Source organism: Streptomyces sp. JHA26 (assembly GCF_002005565.1).
Classification (GTDB): domain Bacteria; phylum Actinomycetota; class Actinomycetes; order Streptomycetales; family Streptomycetaceae; genus Streptomyces.
In genome coordinates this window covers 46,752-65,513 of the sequence record NZ_BDJC01000007.1, presented here as the reverse complement: position 1 = coordinate 65,513, position 18,762 = coordinate 46,752, and the positions used below count along the sequence as shown (strand labels likewise).

The 18,762-nt window shown below is 70.2% G+C and carries 18 protein-coding genes and 5 pseudogenes; 12 read left to right on the top strand and 11 right to left on the bottom strand.

Going from position 1 to position 18,762, the window contains the following annotated elements:
* Positions 1-267: 267 nt before the first annotated feature.
* Positions 268-1,409 (bottom strand): annotated as a pseudogene (locus tag JHAT_RS06405) (MMPL family transporter); the annotation flags it as partial.
* A gap of 175 nt (positions 1,410-1,584) precedes the next feature.
* Here JHAT_RS06405 and JHAT_RS06400 point away from each other — a divergent pair.
* A pseudogene (locus JHAT_RS06400) lies at positions 1,585-2,265 on the top strand (APC family permease); the annotation flags it as partial.
* A 59-nt stretch (positions 2,266-2,324) separates the two neighbouring features.
* Here the strand turns inward: JHAT_RS06400 and JHAT_RS06395 are convergent.
* The 3 genes and pseudogenes from JHAT_RS06395 to JHAT_RS06385 form a co-directional block, all read right to left on the bottom strand.
* Positions 2,325-2,609: pseudogene (locus tag JHAT_RS06395) on the bottom strand (arsenate reductase ArsC); the annotation flags it as partial.
* Positions 2,602-3,702: an ACR3 family arsenite efflux transporter gene (arsB, locus tag JHAT_RS06390; protein WP_077797051.1), complete on the bottom strand. Its 1,101-nt coding sequence runs from the start codon at positions 3,700-3,702 to the stop codon at positions 2,602-2,604. The gene arsB and the pseudogene JHAT_RS06395, both read right to left, overlap by 8 nt.
* Positions 3,699-4,106 carry a helix-turn-helix transcriptional regulator gene (locus JHAT_RS06385; RefSeq protein WP_077797050.1) on the bottom strand — a complete coding sequence of 136 codons (408 nt, stop codon included), beginning with the start codon at positions 4,104-4,106 and terminating at the stop codon, positions 3,699-3,701. Before JHAT_RS06385 ends, arsB begins: the two co-directional genes overlap by 4 nt.
* Before the next feature lie 79 nt (positions 4,107-4,185).
* On the opposite strand from JHAT_RS06385, the gene JHAT_RS06380 reads away from it, so the two are divergent.
* Entirely contained in the window at positions 4,186-4,656 is a 471-nt protein-coding gene (locus JHAT_RS06380) for an ArsI/CadI family heavy metal resistance metalloenzyme (RefSeq protein ID WP_077797049.1), read from the top strand.
* Between the two features lie 262 nt (positions 4,657-4,918).
* Here the strand turns inward: JHAT_RS06380 and JHAT_RS06375 are convergent, their stop codons facing one another.
* Positions 4,919-5,314: a VOC family protein gene (locus JHAT_RS06375; RefSeq protein ID WP_077797048.1), complete on the bottom strand. Its 396-nt coding sequence runs from the start codon at positions 5,312-5,314 to the stop codon at positions 4,919-4,921.
* A 312-nt stretch (positions 5,315-5,626) separates the two neighbouring features.
* Between JHAT_RS06375 and JHAT_RS35895 the strand changes: the two genes are divergently transcribed.
* The 8 genes and pseudogenes from JHAT_RS35895 (at position 5,627) to JHAT_RS06335 (ending at position 14,558) form a co-directional block, all read left to right on the top strand.
* Positions 5,627-6,388, top strand: a complete 762-nt coding sequence (locus tag JHAT_RS35895; protein WP_375603547.1) for a CHAT domain-containing protein — start codon at positions 5,627-5,629, stop codon at positions 6,386-6,388.
* Positions 6,389-6,793: 405 nt separating this feature from the next.
* Complete coding sequence (locus JHAT_RS06365) at positions 6,794-8,347, top strand: alpha/beta hydrolase (protein WP_077797047.1); 1,554 nt, start codon at positions 6,794-6,796, stop codon at positions 8,345-8,347.
* 220 nt (positions 8,348-8,567) lie between these two features.
* On the top strand, positions 8,568-8,711 hold the full coding sequence (locus JHAT_RS06360) for a hypothetical protein (protein WP_307718345.1): 144 nt from the start codon (positions 8,568-8,570) through the stop codon (positions 8,709-8,711).
* Between the two features lie 158 nt (positions 8,712-8,869).
* On the top strand, positions 8,870-11,029 hold the full coding sequence (locus JHAT_RS06355) for a cellulose binding domain-containing protein (protein ID WP_077797046.1): 2,160 nt from the start codon (positions 8,870-8,872) through the stop codon (positions 11,027-11,029).
* 225 nt (positions 11,030-11,254) lie between these two features.
* Positions 11,255-11,903, top strand: a pseudogene (locus JHAT_RS06350) (transposase); the annotation flags it as partial.
* Between the two features lie 66 nt (positions 11,904-11,969).
* A protein-coding gene (locus JHAT_RS06345; RefSeq protein ID WP_107481836.1) for an IS3 family transposase occupies positions 11,970-13,174 on the top strand; the annotation gives its coding sequence in 2 pieces (ribosomal slippage) (positions 11,970-12,261 and positions 12,261-13,174; 1,206 coding nt in all).
* Between the two features lie 113 nt (positions 13,175-13,287).
* Positions 13,288-13,980 (top strand): response regulator transcription factor, encoded by a 693-nt coding sequence (locus tag JHAT_RS06340; protein WP_077797044.1) that lies wholly within the window; start codon positions 13,288-13,290, stop codon positions 13,978-13,980.
* Between the two features lie 191 nt (positions 13,981-14,171).
* A complete protein-coding gene (locus tag JHAT_RS06335; protein WP_077797043.1) occupies positions 14,172-14,558 on the top strand; it encodes a DUF302 domain-containing protein in 387 nt (128 codons plus the stop codon).
* Positions 14,559-14,579: 21 nt separating this feature from the next.
* Here the strand turns inward: JHAT_RS06335 and JHAT_RS06330 are convergent, their stop codons facing one another.
* The 3 genes from JHAT_RS06330 to JHAT_RS35170 form a co-directional block, all read right to left on the bottom strand.
* Positions 14,580-14,714, bottom strand: coding sequence for a hypothetical protein (locus JHAT_RS06330; RefSeq protein WP_253195425.1), 135 nt, complete (start codon positions 14,712-14,714; stop codon positions 14,580-14,582).
* Positions 14,715-14,810: 96 nt separating this feature from the next.
* Positions 14,811-15,131, bottom strand: a complete 321-nt coding sequence (locus JHAT_RS35175) for a 2-oxo acid dehydrogenase subunit E2 (protein ID WP_171990766.1) — start codon at positions 15,129-15,131, stop codon at positions 14,811-14,813.
* Positions 15,131-15,541: a 2-oxo acid dehydrogenase subunit E2 gene (locus tag JHAT_RS35170; protein WP_253195413.1), complete on the bottom strand. Its 411-nt coding sequence runs from the start codon at positions 15,539-15,541 to the stop codon at positions 15,131-15,133. Before JHAT_RS35170 ends, JHAT_RS35175 begins: the two co-directional genes overlap by 1 nt.
* Positions 15,542-15,924: 383 nt before the next feature.
* Between JHAT_RS35170 and JHAT_RS06320 the strand changes: the two genes are divergently transcribed.
* A complete protein-coding gene (locus tag JHAT_RS06320) occupies positions 15,925-16,212 on the top strand; it encodes a DUF1876 domain-containing protein (RefSeq protein ID WP_077797042.1) in 288 nt (95 codons plus the stop codon).
* A 38-nt stretch (positions 16,213-16,250) separates the two neighbouring features.
* Entirely contained in the window at positions 16,251-16,709 is a 459-nt protein-coding gene (locus JHAT_RS06315) for an Hsp20/alpha crystallin family protein (RefSeq protein ID WP_077797041.1), read from the top strand.
* A 104-nt stretch (positions 16,710-16,813) separates the two neighbouring features.
* On the opposite strand, the gene JHAT_RS06310 is transcribed toward JHAT_RS06315, so the two are convergent.
* The 3 genes and pseudogenes from JHAT_RS06310 to JHAT_RS06300 all read right to left on the bottom strand — a co-directional run bounded on the left by JHAT_RS06310 (position 16,814) and on the right by JHAT_RS06300 (position 18,726).
* Positions 16,814-17,488: a CBS domain-containing protein gene (locus JHAT_RS06310; protein ID WP_077797040.1), complete on the bottom strand. Its 675-nt coding sequence runs from the start codon at positions 17,486-17,488 to the stop codon at positions 16,814-16,816.
* Positions 17,489-17,627: 139 nt separating this feature from the next.
* A complete protein-coding gene (locus tag JHAT_RS06305) occupies positions 17,628-18,305 on the bottom strand; it encodes a CBS domain-containing protein (protein WP_107481835.1) in 678 nt (225 codons plus the stop codon).
* Positions 18,306-18,329: 24 nt separating this feature from the next.
* A pseudogene (locus tag JHAT_RS06300) lies at positions 18,330-18,726 on the bottom strand (cyclic nucleotide-binding domain-containing protein).
* Positions 18,727-18,762: the final 36 nt, after the last annotated feature.

Genomic DNA, 18,762 nt, shown 5'->3' with positions numbered 1-18,762 from the left:
TCTGCAACGCGGCAACGGCTCCCGAACGCCTCGGTCGACCGGGCCGCCGCCCGCGACCCTGTTTGCCCGAGTATTTGGCTCGTCAACACCTCCCGTGCCCGTAGCCTCACCACCAGGACCCCAAAATCGGGCAAGTCACCCTTGCGTATCAGCGGCCCGAGCCCGGACGAATTGCGCAACAACGTCGTCCTCGCACCCGCGGGGGCAGCTCCCCACGGGAAACGGTTGTACCGGGCATGCCGTCAGGGGCTGTTCGCGGCCGCTCGGTCACGCTCGTCCTGACGCGCGCTCCGGTCGGTCCGCCCGGGGTCTTTCCAGCGTCACCCGTGGCAGCCGCCGGGCGAGCGGTGCGGGCAGCCACCAGGCCCAGCGGCCCATCAGGTGCATGACGGCCGGCACGATCAGGCAGCGGATCACCACGGCGTCGAGCAGGATCGCCACGGCCGGGCCGAGCCCGAACCGCTGCGGCATCCGGCTCGGGCTGAGCACGAAGGCCGCGAACACGACGATCATGATGACTGCGGCGGCCGTGATCACCTTGCCGGTGGCCGCGAGTCCTTCGCGTACCGCGAGACGGAGATGAACGCCCCGACCGGCCCAGGTTCGGCGCCGAGCCATCCATGCTGGAACACCAGGGTGATGGCTCCGAGTGCGGCGGCGATGGACAGCAGGTTCAGCAGCGCGGCCTTGACCGGGATCAGCAGCGAGCGGAAGACGGCCGTCAGCAGCAGGGCGGACAGGCCGACCACGAGGGCGACGAACAACGGCAGCCGGCCGGCGACGGTGTCGGCGAAGTCCTGCGCGGCCGCGGTGGGCCCGCCGACATGGAAGTCGGCGCGGGTGGTCTTCTCGACGCCCGGCAGGACGTTCTCGCGCAGATGGTGCACGAGTTCTTCAATACCGGCGTCCTGGGGCGCACTGTCCGGGAAGACCAGGACCGTGGCGAGGGTGCCGTCGCCGGAGGGCAGTGGCGGGGCGGTCGCGGCGATGCCGTCGGTGTCCGCCAGAGCCCGCTGCAACTGCCGGTCGGCTGCGGCGTCGGCCTGGCCGGTGACGATGAGCGGGCCGTTGAAGCCGGGACCGAAGCCCTCGGCCAGGAGGTCGTAGACCTGCCTGCTGATGGAGGTCTTCGGGTCGTTTCCGGCGTCGGCGAAGCCCAGGCGCATGCCCAGTGCGGGTGCGGACAGGGCCAGCAGCGTGACCAGGGCGGCGAGCAGCGCGGGCAGCGGCCGGCGCTGCGCGGCGAAGGCCGCCCGCCGCCTGCGTGCTCCTTCCGTCCTGCCTGCGGCGGCGGCCCTCGCCGAGCGGCGGAGAACGTGCCGCTGGACCCGGTCGCCGAAGACGGCCATCAGGGCGGGCAGCAGCGTCAGGGAGGCGGCCAGAGTGACCAGTACGGTCAGCGCGACACTGGCGGATCCTCGCCAAGCTTCGCACCGACCCCGCCCGCGCCCCCGGCTCCCACGCGCCCTGCTTGTCCTGACGAACCTCGAAGTCAACCGCTGACAAAGACCTCGGACAAAGCGCTGACGTGCGTCGGGGCGATGGTCCTTCTGATCGGCAGGCTGACGTTCTACTTTCGCTCCTGTGATCAGGATCTCCGAGGCGGCGAAACGACTCTTGGTCGGCCGTGCCCTGCGCAGCAGTGAGTCGGACCAGGCGTTGCTTCCCAAGCGTGTGGCTCTGCCGGTCTTCGCCTCGGACCCTTTGTCGTCGGTTGCTTACGCGACGCAGGAGATCCTGGTGGTGCTCACGCTGGGTGGGTTGGCGTATGTGCATTTCACGCCGTGGATCGCGGCGGCGGTCGTCGCGCTGCTGACGGTGGTGGTGCTGTCGTACCAGCAGGTCGTGCGCGCTTACCCAAGCGGTGGGGGCTCGTACGAGGTCGTGTCCGCGAACCTCGGCGAGAACGCTGGTCTGGTGGTGGGGGCTGCCCTGCTGGTCGACTATGTGATGACGGTGGCGGTGTCGGTGGCTTCCGGCGTGGACAACATCATCTCCGCCGTCCCCCAGTTGCACGCGCAGCGGGTGCCGATGGCGCTGGGTTTCGTGGCGCTGCTTGCGGTGGTGAACCTGCGCGGCGTGCGCGAGTCCGGGCGGGCTTTCGCCGCGCCGACGTACCTGTTCGTCAGTGGCGTGCTCGTCATGATCGCCACCGGGCTCTTCCGGTATCTGGTCGGGGACGCGCCGGTCGCCGAGAGCGCCTCGTACGGCATCCGGCCGCAGGAGGGCGACGCGCAGCTTACCGGTGTGGCCCTGGTGCTGCTCCCCGTCTCGTGCCGTGGCTTGGGCTCCGCCCTCGCGCGTACCCGCCGTGAGGGCGGACGGGGGAAGACCGGGCAGGTGTCACCGCAGCCCATCGTGATCACGACGTCGGACGCCTGGACCGCCTCGGCCGTGAGCACCTTGGGTACCTCGGCCGCGATGTCGATGCCCACCTCCGCCATGGCCGCGACGACGGCCGGATTGACGCTGGCGGCGGGAGCGGAGCCGGCGGAGCGGACCTGGACGCGGTCCCCCGCGAGGTGGGTGAGGAAGGCGGCGGCCATCTGCGAGCGTCCGGCGTTGTGGACGCAGACGAACAGGACGGACGAGACGGCGGTGTCAGGCATGGGCGGCTTCCTTCTGGGGCGCGGGGGTGGCGGCCGGAGCGGTGAAGTAGCGGCGCGCGTACAGGGTGACGTACACGAGGCCGATCAGTACGGGCACCTCGATGAGCGGGCCCACGACGCCGGCGAGGGCTTGGCCGGAGGAGGCGCCGAAAGTGGCGATGGCGACCGCGATGGCCAGTTCGAAGTTGTTGCCCGCAGCGGTGAAGGCCAGCGTCGTCGCGCGTGGGTGGTCCAGGCCGACCGCACGTCCCAGGAACATCGATCCGGCCCACATGATCGCGAAGTAGACCAGCAGCGGCAGGGCGATGCGGGCGACGTCGAGGGGTTGCGAGGTGATGGCGTCGCCTTGCAGGGCGAAGAGGATGACGATCGTGAAGAGCAGGCCGTACAGGGCGAAGGGGCCGATGCGCGGGATGAGCTCGGCTTCGTACCAGGTGCGGCCCCTGGTCTTCTCGCCGATGCGACGGGTGAGGTAGCCGGCTGCGAGCGGGATGCCGAGGAAGATGAGCACGCTGCGGGCGATCTCCCACACCGAGACGTCCAGGCCGGTCTGTTCCAGGCCGAGCCAGCTGGGCAGGACGGAGAGGTAGAACCAGCCGAGCGCCGAGAACGCGATGATCTGGAAGACGGAGTTCAGGGCGACGAGGACGGCGGCGGCTTCGCGGTGGCCACAGGCGAGGTCGTTCCAGATGATGACCATGGCGATGCAGCGCGCCAGACCGACGATGATCAGGCCGGTGCGGTAGGCGGGCAGGTCCGGCAGGAGCAGCCAGGCCAGGGCGAACATGAGCGCCGGGCCGATGATCCAGTTGAGCAGCAGAGACGGCAGCAACAGGCGGCGGTCGCGGGTGACGGTGCCGAGGCGGTCGTAGCGGACCTTGGCCAGCACCGGGTACATCATCACGAGCAGGCCCAGGGCGATCGGCAAGGACACCCCCGTCACGGTCACCTTGGCCAGCGTGTCACCCAGGCCCGGAACCAAGCGGCCCAGGCCCAGCCCGGCAGCCATGGCGGCAAGGATCCAGGCGGCGAGGTAGCGGTCCACGAAGGACAGACGCCCCGCTACGCTCTGCTCAGGAGCAGCGGTACTCACGAAGCAGCTCCGGCCGGCGCGCTGCGGTCGGGCAGAGGCTCGCCCATGGGGCGGGTCAGGATGCTCGCCAGTCGGTCGGTCATCTCCGGGACCAGCCAGTAGTAGACCCACGTGCCGCGCCGTTCGCAGTCGATGAGACCGGCCTGCCGCAGCAGCTTCAGGTGATGCGAGATCGTCGGCTGGGACAGATCGAAGGCCGGGGTCAGGTCACAGACACACACCTCACCGCCCGCCCGTGAGGCGATCATCGACAGCAGGCGCAGCCGCACCGGGTCACCCAGCGCCTTGAACACCTTCGCCAGCTCCACGGCCTGGCCCTCATCCAGGGGAGCGGTCAACAGCCCTGGGCAGCAGGCCCCAGTCTCGTCGGTCTGACCGAGCACCACAAACTCTTGATTCGACATGGCTCTATGTTGACATCCTTCAATCCAGCGCGCAATGTTGCATCGACAGACATCGAAACAACCGGATGGGAGCCCTGCCATGTCCCGCGTTCAGCTCGCCCTGCGTGTCAGTGACCTGGAAGCATCGATCACCTTCTACTCGAAGCTGTTCGGCACCGAACCGGCCAAGCGGCGCGAGGGCTACGCCAACTTCGCGATCACCGAGCCCCCGCTCAAGCTAGTCCTCATCGAGGGCGAGCCGGGCGAGGAAACCCGACTGGACCACCTCGGCGTCGAGGTCGGGTCCACCGACCAGGTCACCGCCGCCACGACCCGCCTCAAGGACGCCGGCCTGGCCACCTTCGAGGAGAACGACACGTCCTGCTGCTACGCCCTCCAGGACAAGGTGTGGGTGCACGGCCCCGGCAAGGAGCCCTGGGAGGTCTACGTCGTGAAGGCCGACGCCGACACCCTCGGCAAGAGCGCCGACCCCCACGCCACCGGCGACGGCTGCTGCACCAGCCAGGCCGCCGAGGAGGCGCCGAGCGCCGCGGGCTGCGCCTGCGGCTAGGGAGTGCGAGGAGCGAGTGAAGACGAGCCCCGGCTACGGTCGGGGCCTACTCGCGTCAGCACGCCATGCGGCAGCCGCAGGGCGCTCCGTTGGGCTACGGATCGGAAGCTCCCGTGCCGCCGCCGTGCCAGATCGTGCGGGGGCCGGCCTGTTGCGGCCCGCGGTATCAGCGGGGCGAGCAACTCCCGCTTGTGATCGGTGAGTTCATGACGACGTGCCACCCCACCATGATCCACGACCTGATGATCTTCGAAGACGGACCCTAGGTGGACGGTGCCAGGGTGCGCACGACATCGAACTCGTTGCCCTCGGGGTCGGCCATGACCACCCAGCTCCGGCCGGGACCCTGACCCGCGTCCACCTTGGCGGCGCCAAGGCCGAGCAGTCTGGCCACCTCGTCGTCGGTACTGCCGTCGATCGGGCTGACGTCCAGGTGGAGCCGGTTCTTCACGGTCTTGCCCTCGGGCACCCGGATGAACACCAGAGTGGGCGGCATCTGGCGGACCCGGACCTCCTCGACGGTCGGCTCCCAGGAACCGATCTCGACCTTGCCCTCGCTCCGGTCGATCACCTTGAAGCCCAGGACCGCGCACCAGAAGGCCGCGAGCCGCTCCGGATCGTGGCAGTCGACGACCAACTCGGTGAACCTACTGGTCATTACTCCCCCCTGACCATGCGGACAGGGGCTCAGCCTATGAGGCCGCGCCACCCTTCCGGTCCGGAATCGCTACGGCCACCAACCCTTGGAATCGATCATCTAGCGGGAGCCCCCGCCTCGCCGGGACGGCAACCGGGTTCTGAGACTGGGGCCGACTCCCGCGTCGTCGCCCGCCCGGGGTAGAGGTTGTCGATGCGGGCCAGTTCCGCGCCTGCCGCCTTGGTCCGCTTGACCGCGAAACTCGCCTGCTGCCTTATCACCCACCGGCAACTCAGGACGTTGCGCTGACCTTACCTACCGCGCGCTGGTCGAATGCGCCGACTGCACCGGCTGCGGCGTCCCCGGCCAGGACCTCTGCCCGGTCGGCCTCGACTGGCCCCTGTGCCGAATCTGCCCCGGCCCCACCCCACGCCGCGCCCACCCGCACCGACCTCGAGGATCTCGTCGATGAGATCAGAACCACCACCGGACGGGCCGATTTCCTCAGGCCGCCGACCTTCGCCGACGTGGCGGCCGGCGCGTCCGACCGGCTGGTGTATGAGGGAGCAGGTCATACGCCGGTTGGGGGCGCTGATACAGGACGGAACGCTCAACTGGTGGGCCCGGCTCGAGAACGTCACGCGAGAGCTGTGGGACGCGGTCCTCGGCCCTGTCACGGAGGTATTGGGCCAGGGACCCGTGACGCTCATCCGGAGCGGCTATCTGGAACTGCTGCCGACGAACGCCGCATGGACCCCCGCGCCGGACAGACCAGGGGGGCGCCGCTACGTGATCGACGAGCTGCCAATCCGCACCGTCCCGAACGCCCGAGTACTCGCCACCGCCGTCGCCCGCGCCGGGCAGACCAGTGTGCTCGCCGTCCAGGATCCTCAGCCGGTGTCGGCCGCGCCACTGAAGCAAGCGGCCGTCGAAGTAGCCGGGGCGGTCGCGGACGTAAGTGTCGACCTGGTTGGGGATTCTCGTGACCCAGGAACCTCGAGGTCTCGGCCGCGTTCAGCAGGTCCTCCGGGCTGCGGGAGGGCGGCGTGCGGCCACGGAGTCTCACCGGCTGGCGGTTCGCGAACCACTCGGTGACCTCCGCGTGGTCCCACAGCCGGGCGCGGCCGCGTATGCCGGCGGTCTCCGGGAATCCGTTCTCGGCACGCCGGCCGTAGAGCATGCTGATCCGCGCGGGAGACAGGCCCTGTTCGGCTGCGATCTCGGCAGCGTCGGCCAGGCGAGGCTCACGGCGCGAGGTCATGGCACACCTCTCCTGCCAGCAGGATGAGCCGGCATGTCCGACCCGCGACCCACAGAGTGGCAAGACTTCGGTGTGGGGGTCTGTAACCAGTGCTGTGACCGCATACGTTCACCGGGCTGGGGATCCGTGACGCCAGGAGCTGAGCTGTTGTCGGAGGCGGCTTGTATTCTGCGCTCATTCGACGGTCGGACGATCACGAACACGGGCATGCGGGCACGGGGCGGGAGCGCGGGGATTCGATGAGTGACGCACATCCGATACGAAGCCGCAGACCGGGCCTCTCGGTCGGTGCGCGGATCATCGCCGTGGTCGTCCTCGCTGTGATCGGGGCCGTCAGCGCCTGGCTCCAGCACGACGCTCCCGGCCGGAGTGCGCAGCCGCGTACGGAGTTCACCGCGAACAATCCGCCCGCCGGTCTGCCCACCGCGCTCACCACCGGCCAGCACCTGAACTGGTCCCGCTGCACCTCGCCGCCCACCGCGCGCACGGGCTACGACTGCGCCGTCATGAAGGCCCCCCTCGATTACCGGAAACCAGACGGCAGGACGATCGACGTCGCCCTGATCCGCCGCAAGGCCACCGGCCCGAACGACCGGCGCATCGGCTCGCTCGTCCTCAACTTCGGCGGTCCCGGCGTATCCGGCGTGAGCGGACTGCCCGAATACCTCGACCAGTACGAGCCGCTCCTCGACCGCTACGACCTGGTCTCCTTCGACCCGCGCGGCGTCGGCGCGACCATCCCCGTGCACTGCGGGAAGACCGCGCACGACACCGGCTACGACGGGGCCGACGCCTGCGCCGAGCACTCCGGGGCGCTCCTGCCGTACATCGGCACCTCGCACACCGCGCGCGACCTCGACCTGATGCGCTACCTCCTCGGCGACGAACGGCTGCACTACTTCGGCGTCTCGTACGGAACGGAGCTCGGCGCGGTCTACGCCCACCTGTACCCGTCGCACGTCGGACGGCTCGTCCTCGAGGCCCCCGTCGACCCGACCGAGGACCTCGTGGAGGAGCAGGTGTCACAGGTCAAGGCGGTCCAGGCGGCGTTCGACCGGTTCGCCGCGCACTGCGCGGCCCGTATCCGCCACTGCCCGACCGGTGACGGGCCCGAGGAGGCCGTGCGACGCATGGCGCGCCTGGCCGACCGCCTGGAGACCAGGCCCGCCCCGGCCGGCGGAGGCGACACCCTGGACGCCGACGACCTCGCGTACGCCGTCAGCGACCATCTCGACCTCGGCACGGACGGCTGGTCGCCGCTCGCCGAGGCACTCACCGCGCTGATCGACCACAACGACGGCCGTCCGCTGAGCGAGGGCGCGGACGACGCCGGCTCGGCCGACCACGCGGCGACCTCGCTCGACAACAGCCGCGCCGCCCAGACCGCGATCACCTGCGCTGACTCCAACCTGCGCTCCGGCCCCGAACGCCTCGACAGGGACGAGGCCCGCGTCAGAGCCGCCTCACCCGTCTTCGGCGAGGCCTGGTCCACCGGCGTCTACCTCTGTTACGACTGGCCGTTCGACGGCGAGCGCGCCACGCCCCAGGTGAACGCCGACGGCGCGGCCCCCGTCCTCGTGGTCGGCGGCACCGGCGACCCGACCACCCCGTATCCCGGCGCCCGCCGCATGGCCCGCGCCCTGGGCGACGGTGTCGGCGTGCTCCTGACGGCCGAGGAAGAGGGCCACGGCACATACCCGCAGAACCGCTGTGTCACCGAGGCGGTCGACACATACCTCCGCACGGGCCGCACTCCGGCCGTGGGAACGGTGTGCCGGGGCAGCATGTCCTGAGGTCCGTGCGGATCCGCCGGTCGGCCGTCAGCACACCGGTTCGTTCGCAGGGGACGAGGGGGCCTGTCCAGGACGGCACCGACGCCGTGAGCACTGCGGTCACGTCAAGATCGTTCCATCTGGGGCCGACCACGGGCGCGGGTCAAGCACGGAGCCGGAGGTACCGGTCCGGCTGGGTCGGCTGTTCGGGGGCGAAGACGAGGGTGGCGGGCGGCAATGCGTGGCCGAGATCCGCGTCCGCTCCGACGCCCCGCGCCGGCTGGGACTGCACCCGGACCAGCCGACCACCCGCGTCACCGGCCCGCCTTCGCCCGCCTGGTGGCACGCGGAGGCCGAACGGTTCACCGCGCGGCGGCACGGGTGACGGGAAATCAGATCGCCCTCGTCCGCACCATTGACGCGGTCATGCCTCCCCCACATCATGGGAGCGCTCCCATGAACGTCGCACCGAAGGCACCCCACCGACCACTCACACCGGGCGTCCTGCCGACCGACGCGGCGCTCGCCCGAGGAGGGCACGTCATGCCGCTCGCACACCTCCCCGCCACCGGCCGGTTGAGCCGACCGCCTCGCAGAGCCGGAAGAACCGCTGGCAGACGCCCCACCGCCACGCTCGTCTGCGCCCTGGCCACGGTCGCCGCCCTTGCCGCCGCTTCCCCGGCGCCCGCCGAGACCGGCCGGACCGCCGCGGACCCGGCCGCCACGGCGACGGCCGCTGACGAGGCGGCGACCGTCAAGGTCTCCGTCAACGCGGGGGTGGGGCTCGGCACCATCGACAAGGCGGCGTTCGGCGTCAACCACGCCCTCTGGGACTCACACATGAACGACCCCGAGGTGACCGGCCTGCTGGGCGAGGCGGGCGTCGGCGCGATGCGCTACCCGGGCGGCTCCTACGGCGACATCTACCACTGGAAGGACCACACCGCCCCCGGCGGTTACGTGGCGCCCGGCACTACCTTCGACGAGTTCATGGGCAGCGTCCGCGCCTCCGGATCCCAACCGATGATCATCGCCAACTACGGCACCGGCACCCCGCAGGAGGCCGCCGACTGGGTCCGGTACGCCAACGTCACCCGCGGCTACGGGGCGAAGTACTGGGAGATCGGCAACGAGATCTACGGCAACGGCCACTACGGCAGCGGCTGGGAGGCCGACGACCACCCGGACAAGAGCCCGCGGGAGTACGCCCGCAACGTCCTCGCCTACGCCGAGGCGATGAAGGCGGTCGACCCGACGATCAAGATCGGCGCCGTGCTGACCACACCGGGCGACTGGCCGGACGGCATCACCGGCCCGGGTGACTCGGCCGACTGGAACCACACCGTGCTGTCCGCGGTCGCCGGCACGATCGACTTCGCCATCGTGCACTCCTACCCGGGCGGCGCCACCGCCGACGAAGCCCTGGACCGGACCGCCCGGCTGCCCGGACAGCTCCGCGAGGTCCGCCGGCAGATCGACCGGTACGCCGGGGAACGCTCGTCGAAGATCGGCATCGCGCTCACCGAGGTCAACTCCAACGTCCAGATGAACAGCCGCCCCAACGGCCTGTTCGCCGCGGACACCTACATGACGGCGCTGGAGAACGGCGTCTTCAACGTCGACTGGTGGAACGTCCACAACGGGCCCACCAAGGTGGAGACGGTGGACGGCGACACCGACTTCAACGACTTCGGCCTGCTCTCCAGCGGCGGCTGCGTCGGCGACGTCTGCCAGCCGACCGTGAACACGCCGTTCCACCCCTACTTCGGCATCAAGTCGCTGACCAAGCTGGGCCGTCCCGGTGACACGATGGTCGCCTCCTCCACCGACAGCGACCAGGTCTCCGCGCACGCCGTGCACCGGGCCGACGGCACACTGAGCGTGATGCTGATCAACAAGGACCCGCTGAACTCCCGTACTGTGGATATCAGTTACGCCGGATACACGCCCACTGCCCAGGCGCCGGTCGTGCACCGTTACGGTCGAGGCGACACCGATGTCACCCGGGTGGCCGCCACCGCCGGGGGCGACCAGGTGCTGCCGCCGTACTCGATCACCACGATCACCGTCGCCCCGCACGCCGCCGCGGCCTCGGTCGGCGCGCCCGGCGCACCGAAGACCACCGCAGTAGGCAGCTCGACCGCCACGGCGAGCTGGACGGCCCCCGCGAACGGCAAGGCGGTGCGCTACGAGGTGTACGAACGCCTGGGAACCAACGCCCAGTTGCTGGCCACCTCGACCTCCACCTCGGCGACGCTGCACAACCTGCCGCCGGGCTCCGAGCACACGGTCAACGTCCTCGCCCGGGACGCCGACGGCCGCCTCTCGCGTCCCTCCGAGCCGCTGACCTTCGCCACCACGGCTCCGCGCGACAGCAGCTGCCTGGTCACCTACCGGGTGGACAGCGGCTGGGGCAGCGGATTCGTCGCCACCGTCACGGTCTCCAACGTCGGCGACGCCCCGATCAGCGGCTGGACCCTGGACTTCACCTGGCCCTCCACCGGCCAGTCCGTGCAGAGCTCCTGGAACGCGAACGTCACCAGCTCGGGCACACGCGTCCATGTGACCGACAACGGTGCCAACGCCGAGCTGGCCCCGCGCGGCGGCTCCACCGCCACCTTCGGCTTCGTCGGAACCAACGACGGCGCCAACCCCACCCCGACGACCTTCACCCTCAACGGCACGGTCTGCCGCACCTCCTGATCCACCGCCCGCTGCCCGGCCCGCCCCCAGGCGGGCGGGCCGGGCAGCGGGCGCGCCGGAGGATCGTCGCCCGCGCGCCGGAGGAGGCGGGCGCTGAGCCAGTACTTCGTTCTCGACGGGAACACCGTCCTGTGAAACCCGGCCGCCGGGACCGCGCGTCCGTACCTGTGCCAGCTGCCGGTGTTCGAGACCGAGACCGGGCTGCCGTCCGGCCTCGAGCCGATGGTCGACGGCCGGCAGGTCGTGGTCCGGGTGAGGACACGACGGCTGGTCTGTCCGGTCCTGGGCTGCAGGCGGCAGACCTTCCGAGAGCAGGTCCCTGGGCTTCTGGAGCACCATCGGCGCCGCACCACACGTCTGACCGGCCGGCTCTCTGAGGTGGTCATGGGGTTGTGCGGCCGGGCGCCCGGCCGGTTCGCCCGATCGCTGGCCGTGCCCGTGTCGTACGCCTGCGCCCTGCGGCTGCTGCGGCGGGTGCCCGTGCCGGAGGTGCGGATCCCGCGGGTGATCGGGGTCGACGACTTCGCCCTGCGGCGCCGGCAGGGCTACGCCACGGTCGTCATCAACGCCGGGTCCGGTGAGCGCATCGAGGTACCGTCCGTCCGTGAAGCCGTCACTGTGGAAGCCTGGCTGTGCGGACATCCGGGCATCGAGGCCGTGTGCCGGGACGGATCGGCCGCCTACGCCGAGGCGGTCCGCCGAGCCCTGCCCGACGAGGTCCAGATCAGCGACCGCCGGCGCCTGTGGCACCGCCTCGCCGAGGCCGTCCGTAAAGAAGAGGAGACAGGCCACCACCACCCGCGAGCGCCGGCAACAGGTCCACGCCCTGCGCGAGCGCGGAGTCGGACTTCTGCAGTGCGCACGGCGCCTGAACGGGCCTTGACCCCTGATGTTGGACACACGAGACACTGGATCCTGCGGATCTGAGAACGGACATCTCGTGGTCATGAAGAACTACCCGCCGCAGTTCAAGGCGGACGCGGTCGCGCTGTACGAGTCGCGGCCCGATGCGACGATCAGGTCGGTCGCCGCCGATCTGGGGATCAATCCGGAGACCTTGCGGAACTGGGTGAGGGCTGCCGGGGCGAGCCGTCCGCGGGGACGTTGGACACAGGAACCGGCGAAGGCGCCGGCTCCGCTGGAGGCGGAGAACGCAGCCCTGCGGAAGAAGGTCCGCGAGCTGGAGGAGGAACGCGAGATCCTGCGGAAGGCGGCGAAGTATTTCGCCGGGGAGACGCGCTGGTGAACCGCTTCCGGTGCGTCGCCGACCTCCAGCGCCGCTACGGCGTGAAGCGGCTGTGCAGCGTCCTCGGCGTGAGCCGCTCGAGCTTCTACTACTGGTGCCGGACCGCCGGGGACCGGGCCGCCCGGCAGGCGGCCGACGCACAGCTGGCCGCCCGGATACGGGCGGTGCACCAGGAACCGGACGGCACCTACGGAGCCCCGAGAATCACCGCCGAGCTCCGCGAGACGAGGTGTGAGGTGGTCAACCACAAACGCGTGGCAAGGATCATGCGAACCTTCGGGATCGAAGGGGTCCGGCTGCGGCGTCGGCACCGCACCACCGTTCCCGATCCGGCCGCGGCCAAGGCGCCGGACCTGATCGGCCGCGACTTCACCGCCGAGAAGCCCAACACGAAGTACGTCGGTGATATCACCTACCTGCCCCTCGACGGCGGGAAGTTCTGCTACCTGGCGACCGTCATCGACCTCGCCTCACGCCGTCTGGCCGGCCGGGCGATCGCCGACCACATGCGCGCAGATCTCGTCACCGACGCTCCGGCCGCGGCCATCCGCACCCGCGGCAGCCTCGCCGGATCGATCATGCACACCGACCACGGAGCCCAGTACACGAGCAGAGCCTTCGCCGAAGCCCGCAGGGCAGCAGAGGTCCGGCGAAGCATGAGCGCGGTCGGGTCCAGCGCGGACAACGCACTCGCCGAGTCCTTCAACGCAACCTTCGAACGCGAGACCCTGCAGGGACGAAAGAGCTGGCCAGACGAGCGCGAGGCCCGACTCGACGCCTTCCGATGGCTCCACCGCTACAACACCCGACGCCGCCACTCCCGCCTCGGACAACGATCACCGATCGCCTTCGAGAACACCCTCCACCCCACAGCAACTACGCTGACACCAGCCGCATAACCCGTGTTCAGGATTCGGGGTCAAGGCCCCCTCAGAGAGACAACGGCCCTGGGCACGAATTCCGAGTGCGAGCAAGACTGGCATGGGACCGCACTCAGGTCGAGGAGCGACTGATGGTGGACAGCGAGCGAGCCGGTGACAGGGCTTCAATCAGGGTCTTCTTGCTGGATGACCACGAGGTGGTCCGGCGCGGAGTGCACGACCTTCTCGATGACGAACCGGACATCACGGTGGTGGGGGAAGGAGCCACCGTCGAACAGGCTCTAGTGCGTGTACCCGCTCTACGGCCCGATGTGGCGGTGCTGGACGTTCGCCTGCCGGACGGGGACGGGGTGTCGGTGTGCCGTGAGCTCCGCTCGCGGATTCCTGACCTGGCCTGTCTCATGCTGACGTCATTCGACGATGAGGAGGCTTTGCTCGACTCGATCATGGCTGGGGCTTCGGGATATGTGCTGAAGCAGATCGGAGGGTCGGACCTTGTCTCGGCGGTGCGCACAGTAGCCCGTGGTCAGTCGTTGCTCGATCCCACCGCTACGGCGAAACTGATGGCGCGGCTGCGAAGGAGTCATGAGCCCAAGGAGGAGCCGGACGCCCTGCCGGGACTGACCGAGCGAGAACGGGAGATCCTCGCCCTGATCGGAGAGGGGCTCACCAACCGTGAGATAGGCCAGAGGCTGTACTTGGCCGAGAAGACGGTGAAGAACCATATTTCTCGCCTGCTCGCCAAGCTCGGTGTGGAGCGGCGCATCCAGGCTGCCGTCATCGCAACACAGGTTCAGGACCGTGCGCGGCTGGAAGGCCACTGAGCCCTTGCGTCGTCTGAAAGGTTGGCCCCTCGGGTGGCCCGGCTGCCGACCACGGGGGGCGACGTTGCAGCGTGCGGCCCAGGCTGCATCGAGGACAGGAGCGCATGGACACCTGTCGAGCGTCGCGTCGTCCGTGCCGACACCCGGCGAGGTATACCGGAACCGACAGCCCGTACGACCTTGGAGACCACGTGCCCTACGACCGCACCGTCCGCCTCGACACCGACTTCGACGCGACCGTCACTGCCGTCCGCCAGGCACTGGCGGACCAGGGCTTCGGCATCCTCACCGAGATCGACGTCAAGGCCACGCTGAAGGAGAAGCTCGGTGCCGATGTGGAGGACTACCTGATCCTCGGTGCCTGTAATCCGCCGCTGGCCCACCAGGCTCTGGAGACCGACCGCAGTATCGGTCTGCTCCTACCCTGCAACGTCGTCGTCCGCCGGGACGGCCACAGGACCACCGTCCAAGCCCTGGACCCGAACACCATGGTGACCCTCACCGGACTGCCCGCTCTGGAGCCCATCGCTGGTGAAGCCACAGCCCGGTTGGACGCCGCGCTCGCCTCGCTGACCTGACCGGCCCCGGAACGACTCGCCTCACTGCGCGCGGGCGACCAGGAAGCCCGCGCTGTCGGACAGCGTGGTGAGCCGGGGCGTGTCCTCGTCCTCGATGCGGACACCAGCCCGTTCACCGAGGACCTCCACGAAGCTCAGGAAGTCCAGCGAATCCATCTCGAACACCTCGCGGAACGTCTCCTCGGGCGCGAGGGCGGACGACGGAGGAGATCGATTCTCTGACCATGTCGAGTGCGTCGGTCCTGTTCATGCTCACAGGTGCTCCGGATTCTGCAGGAGACGGGTGACCGCCGTGAGGTAACGGGCGTCGACGGCACCGTCCGTCGCCCGGTGATCCGCCGAGAGGGTCGCCGTGACCACGGACCGTACGCCCAGCAGGCCGTCGACGGCGCACGGCCGGTCGACCACGCGTCCGAAACCGACCAAGGCCACCTGGGACGGGTGGATCAGACCGAAGACCGTCTCCACGCCCTGATCGCCGAGGTTGGTGACCGTGATCGTGGCCTCGGACACCTCGGAACCGCGCAGCCTGCCCGTTCGGGCCCGGACGACCAGGTCCTTCAGGGTGCCCATCAGCCGGGAAGGGGGAGGGCGCCGGCGTGGTGCAGCGTGGGGGTGACGAGCCCTCCGCCGCGCAGGGACACGGCCACGCCGAGGTGTACGCCCTCACCGGCCGTTAAGTGGTCGTCGGTCCAGAAGCCGTTGAGCCCGGGCACGTCCCGGGCCGCCAGCGCCGCGGCCTTGAGCAGAGGGGCCGCGGGGAGCGGCCGTTCACCGACCGGGCTGCGCCGCGCCAGGCCGCTGCCGAGGCGGGTTTCCCGGTAGACCCGGGCCCCGGTGCCGTCGGCGAAGCGGAGCCGCTCGCCCACGTGCTGCCTCGGCAGATGGACTCGACGCCGCGAGAGCAGGGCGAAGGAGGCGAGGAAGCACGTGGCCACGGCCCGCCACGCCTCACTCGGGGCGAGTGGTCTCTGTTCGCCCATGGCGGCCTCCCGGAAAAGCCATGACGGGCAGACCCGCTGCCGGGCTCTGCCACGCCGGTCGGGCAGGAGTTTCCTACAACCCACCATGGGGCAAGGCGCGGCGCGGCACGAGACCTGGTGGCACGGACCGGCCTGCGACCGGGATCGATCAGTGGGGCCCGAGGGCCGTCCCCCAGGGACCTCCGGCCCTGTGACCGGGGCCCGTGCCGTCCCATGATGGCAGGAGACGGGAAAGGACGACCCGCACGTGTCCGGGCCGTCGCCCCCCCACGTCACCGCATCTGCCGAAGGGGGCGAACCCTCCGCGACGTACGAGTCGTCGACGCGCACCGCGCAGACCCGTTCCGGATCGTATGGGTCCGGCCCAGGTGAGGAGGAAGGCAATGCCGCACACGGCGGAGTGGAGAGTCCGACTCCACCTCTTCGAGGACAGCGACGGAACCACGAAGGCGCACGTGGTGCTGGACACCGGCACCATGGCGCTCACCGGCCACGGGACCGCGCACTGCCATCCGGCGGACGCGGACGTGCCGGAGATCGGTGACGAACTGGCGGCGGGGCGCGGCCTGCGGAACATCGCCCAGCAGCTGCTCGACATCGCCGAGCGCGACATCGAGGGCGTGGGAGCTCCGCGGCCCGTCGCCCGGCAGGTCACCGGATGGTCCATGTGACCGACGGCCGGCGCACGGCGAGGCAAGGAGGATCAGTCATGACACACCCCGCACGGCACAGCAGGGCTGGGCTCTCGGCAGCCCTGCACGAGCTGGACGATCTCCGCACCCGGGTGGACCAGCTCATGCACGCCGCCTTTCCCGCCGGCGGCTATCCAGAGCCGGGCACGGACGAGCCGTGGGCGCCGATGGCCGACGTCGTGGACGCCGAGGACGCCTACCTGGTGGAGCTGGAGCTTCCCGGCGTGGACAAGGAGCAGATCACCGTCGAGGTCGCCGACGGTGAGCTCGACATCCATGGTGAGATCAAGGAGAGGGAACACACCGGGGTGCGCCGCAGGCACACCCGCCGCATGGGGCACTTCGACTTCCGCACGACCCTGCCGCCGAACGCCGACACCGACCACGTCAGCGCGGACCTGGCCAGCGGAGTCCTCACGGTGCGCGTCCCGAAGACGGAGACGGGGAGGGCACAGCACATCCCCGTCACCGGCTGAGCCGGGGCCCTCCGCCAGGACGCGCCGGGGTGGTCAGGCGAGTGCCCGTGCCCTCCCGCGCGAGGCCGACGGCCCCGTCGGCCTCGCGCGGCTGCTGTCCCACGTCACGCGTCGCCCGGCCCTGGCCGGGCGTCGTCGGTCCGGTACGTGAGGTGCTGGGTCACCGAGACCACGCCGTCGACGCTCCGGCACAGTCGCTCGATCACCGGGATCAGGCTTCTGAACTCGACCGCACCCCCGAGGTCGACCCGCCCGTCGCGCACCTCGACCGTCACCTCGGAGGGGGCGAGCCCCATCGTGCGTCGCAGCACGTCCGCGGTGATCTCGTCGCGGATGGCGTCGTCACGGCGCAGGAAGACCCGCAGCAGGTCGCCACGGCCGACGATTCCCAGGAGCCGGTCCGTCTCGTCCACGACGGGCAGCCGCTTGACGTTCTGGGCCTCCATCAGGCGGGCGGCCTCCACCACGTTCCAGTCCGGACGTGCGCACACGGCGGGGGCCGACATCAGTTCCTCGGCACGGGAGCCCTCGGCCTTGGCCCGCTCCCACGCCTCCAGGCCGGGAACGGGGACCCTGCCCGACGGATCGGCCTGGTCGGCGCTCTTGCGCAGCAGGTCCGCCTCGGACACCACACCCACGGGGCGGTCCAGGTCGTCCACCACGGGCACGGCGGTGACGTCGTTGTCCGCCAGCAGCCTGACGATCTCCTTGAACGGCAGGTCCCGCCGTGCCGTGACGACGTCTCGGGTCATGAGTTCCGCGACCGTTCGATGCTGCATGTCACCTCTCCCGTCCGGGTTGTGATCGTCTGGCGTCCGACGGGCCCGGCCGGTTCGTTCCCGCGGACATGGGCCCGTCCTCCCGTGCGGCGGTGCGCCGCTCGCGGAGCGTCGGGCACACGGTCGGCCTCGTGCAGGGTCATCGGGCGGACCCGGGCTCGTCCCGGTCTGCCGGCTCGCCGGTGAGCTGTGGCTCGACGTCCACGACGCCCTCCACCGCACGCACCAGCCGCACCGCGACCGATATGAGTGAGGTGTCGTGGATGTGGCCCCGGAGGGTGACGACTCCCTCGTGCACATCGACGTGGATGGCGTGGCTGAAGGCGGGGAAGAGATAGGACACCACGGTGCGGCGGACCTCCTCCTCGATCTCCTCGTCCGGCCTCAGAAAGACCTTCAGCAGGTCGGCGCGGCTGACGATGCCCTGGAGCATGCCGACGTCGTCGACCACGGGCAGCCGCTTGACGTGCCGGACGGCCATGATCCTGGCCGCCTGTGCCAGGGTGGCGTCGGGGTGGACCGTGACCGCGGGGGTGCTCATGAGTTCCTCCGCCGTCACCGCCCCGGCCTTGGCGACGTCCGACAGCCGCCGGCGCTGCTCGAGGAGGCTCGGGTCGCTGTCGCGGAACTCTTCCTTGGGCAGCAGGTCGGCCTCGGAGACGACGCCGATGACACGCCCTTCTCCTTCCAGGACCGGCATCGCACTGACCCTCCACTGCTCCATGGTCTGCACGATCTCCTTGAAGAGCGCGTCGCGCCCGACGGCCACGACCGTCCGGGTCATCACATCGCTGACGATGTGCGGGGTCACAGACACCGTGATCCTCCTCGTCTCGCCTCGTCAGGGAACCTCACCGGCGCCGTGGGGCGCGTCCAGGCCGAGCAGCCGCACCCGGGCGGACCTGAGCCGGCCCGCGATCACCCCGGCGACGTAGGTCAGCAGCGCGTGATCCAGCTCGGCATCCTTCCCGCACAGCTCGCGGACCGCGGCCGCGTCGTACTCGTAGGCGTGCACCGGGCTGGTGGCCCGGGCCCCCAGATGCCAGTGAGGGACCGGCCAGGACCAGCCCAGCAGTTCTCCGGCTCCGACGGTCTCGATGACCGCTGCCGGGCGGCCGGGCACGCGTACGTCGAGGGGCGACGGTGCCGGTGTGGATGATCCAGAAGCGGTCGGCCTCTCCGCCCTCCTCGAACACGCGCTCGTCGGTCACGAACGACACCTCACGAGCGAGGGGCATGAGCCGTTCGCGATGTTCCCTGGTCAGGGCGCCGAA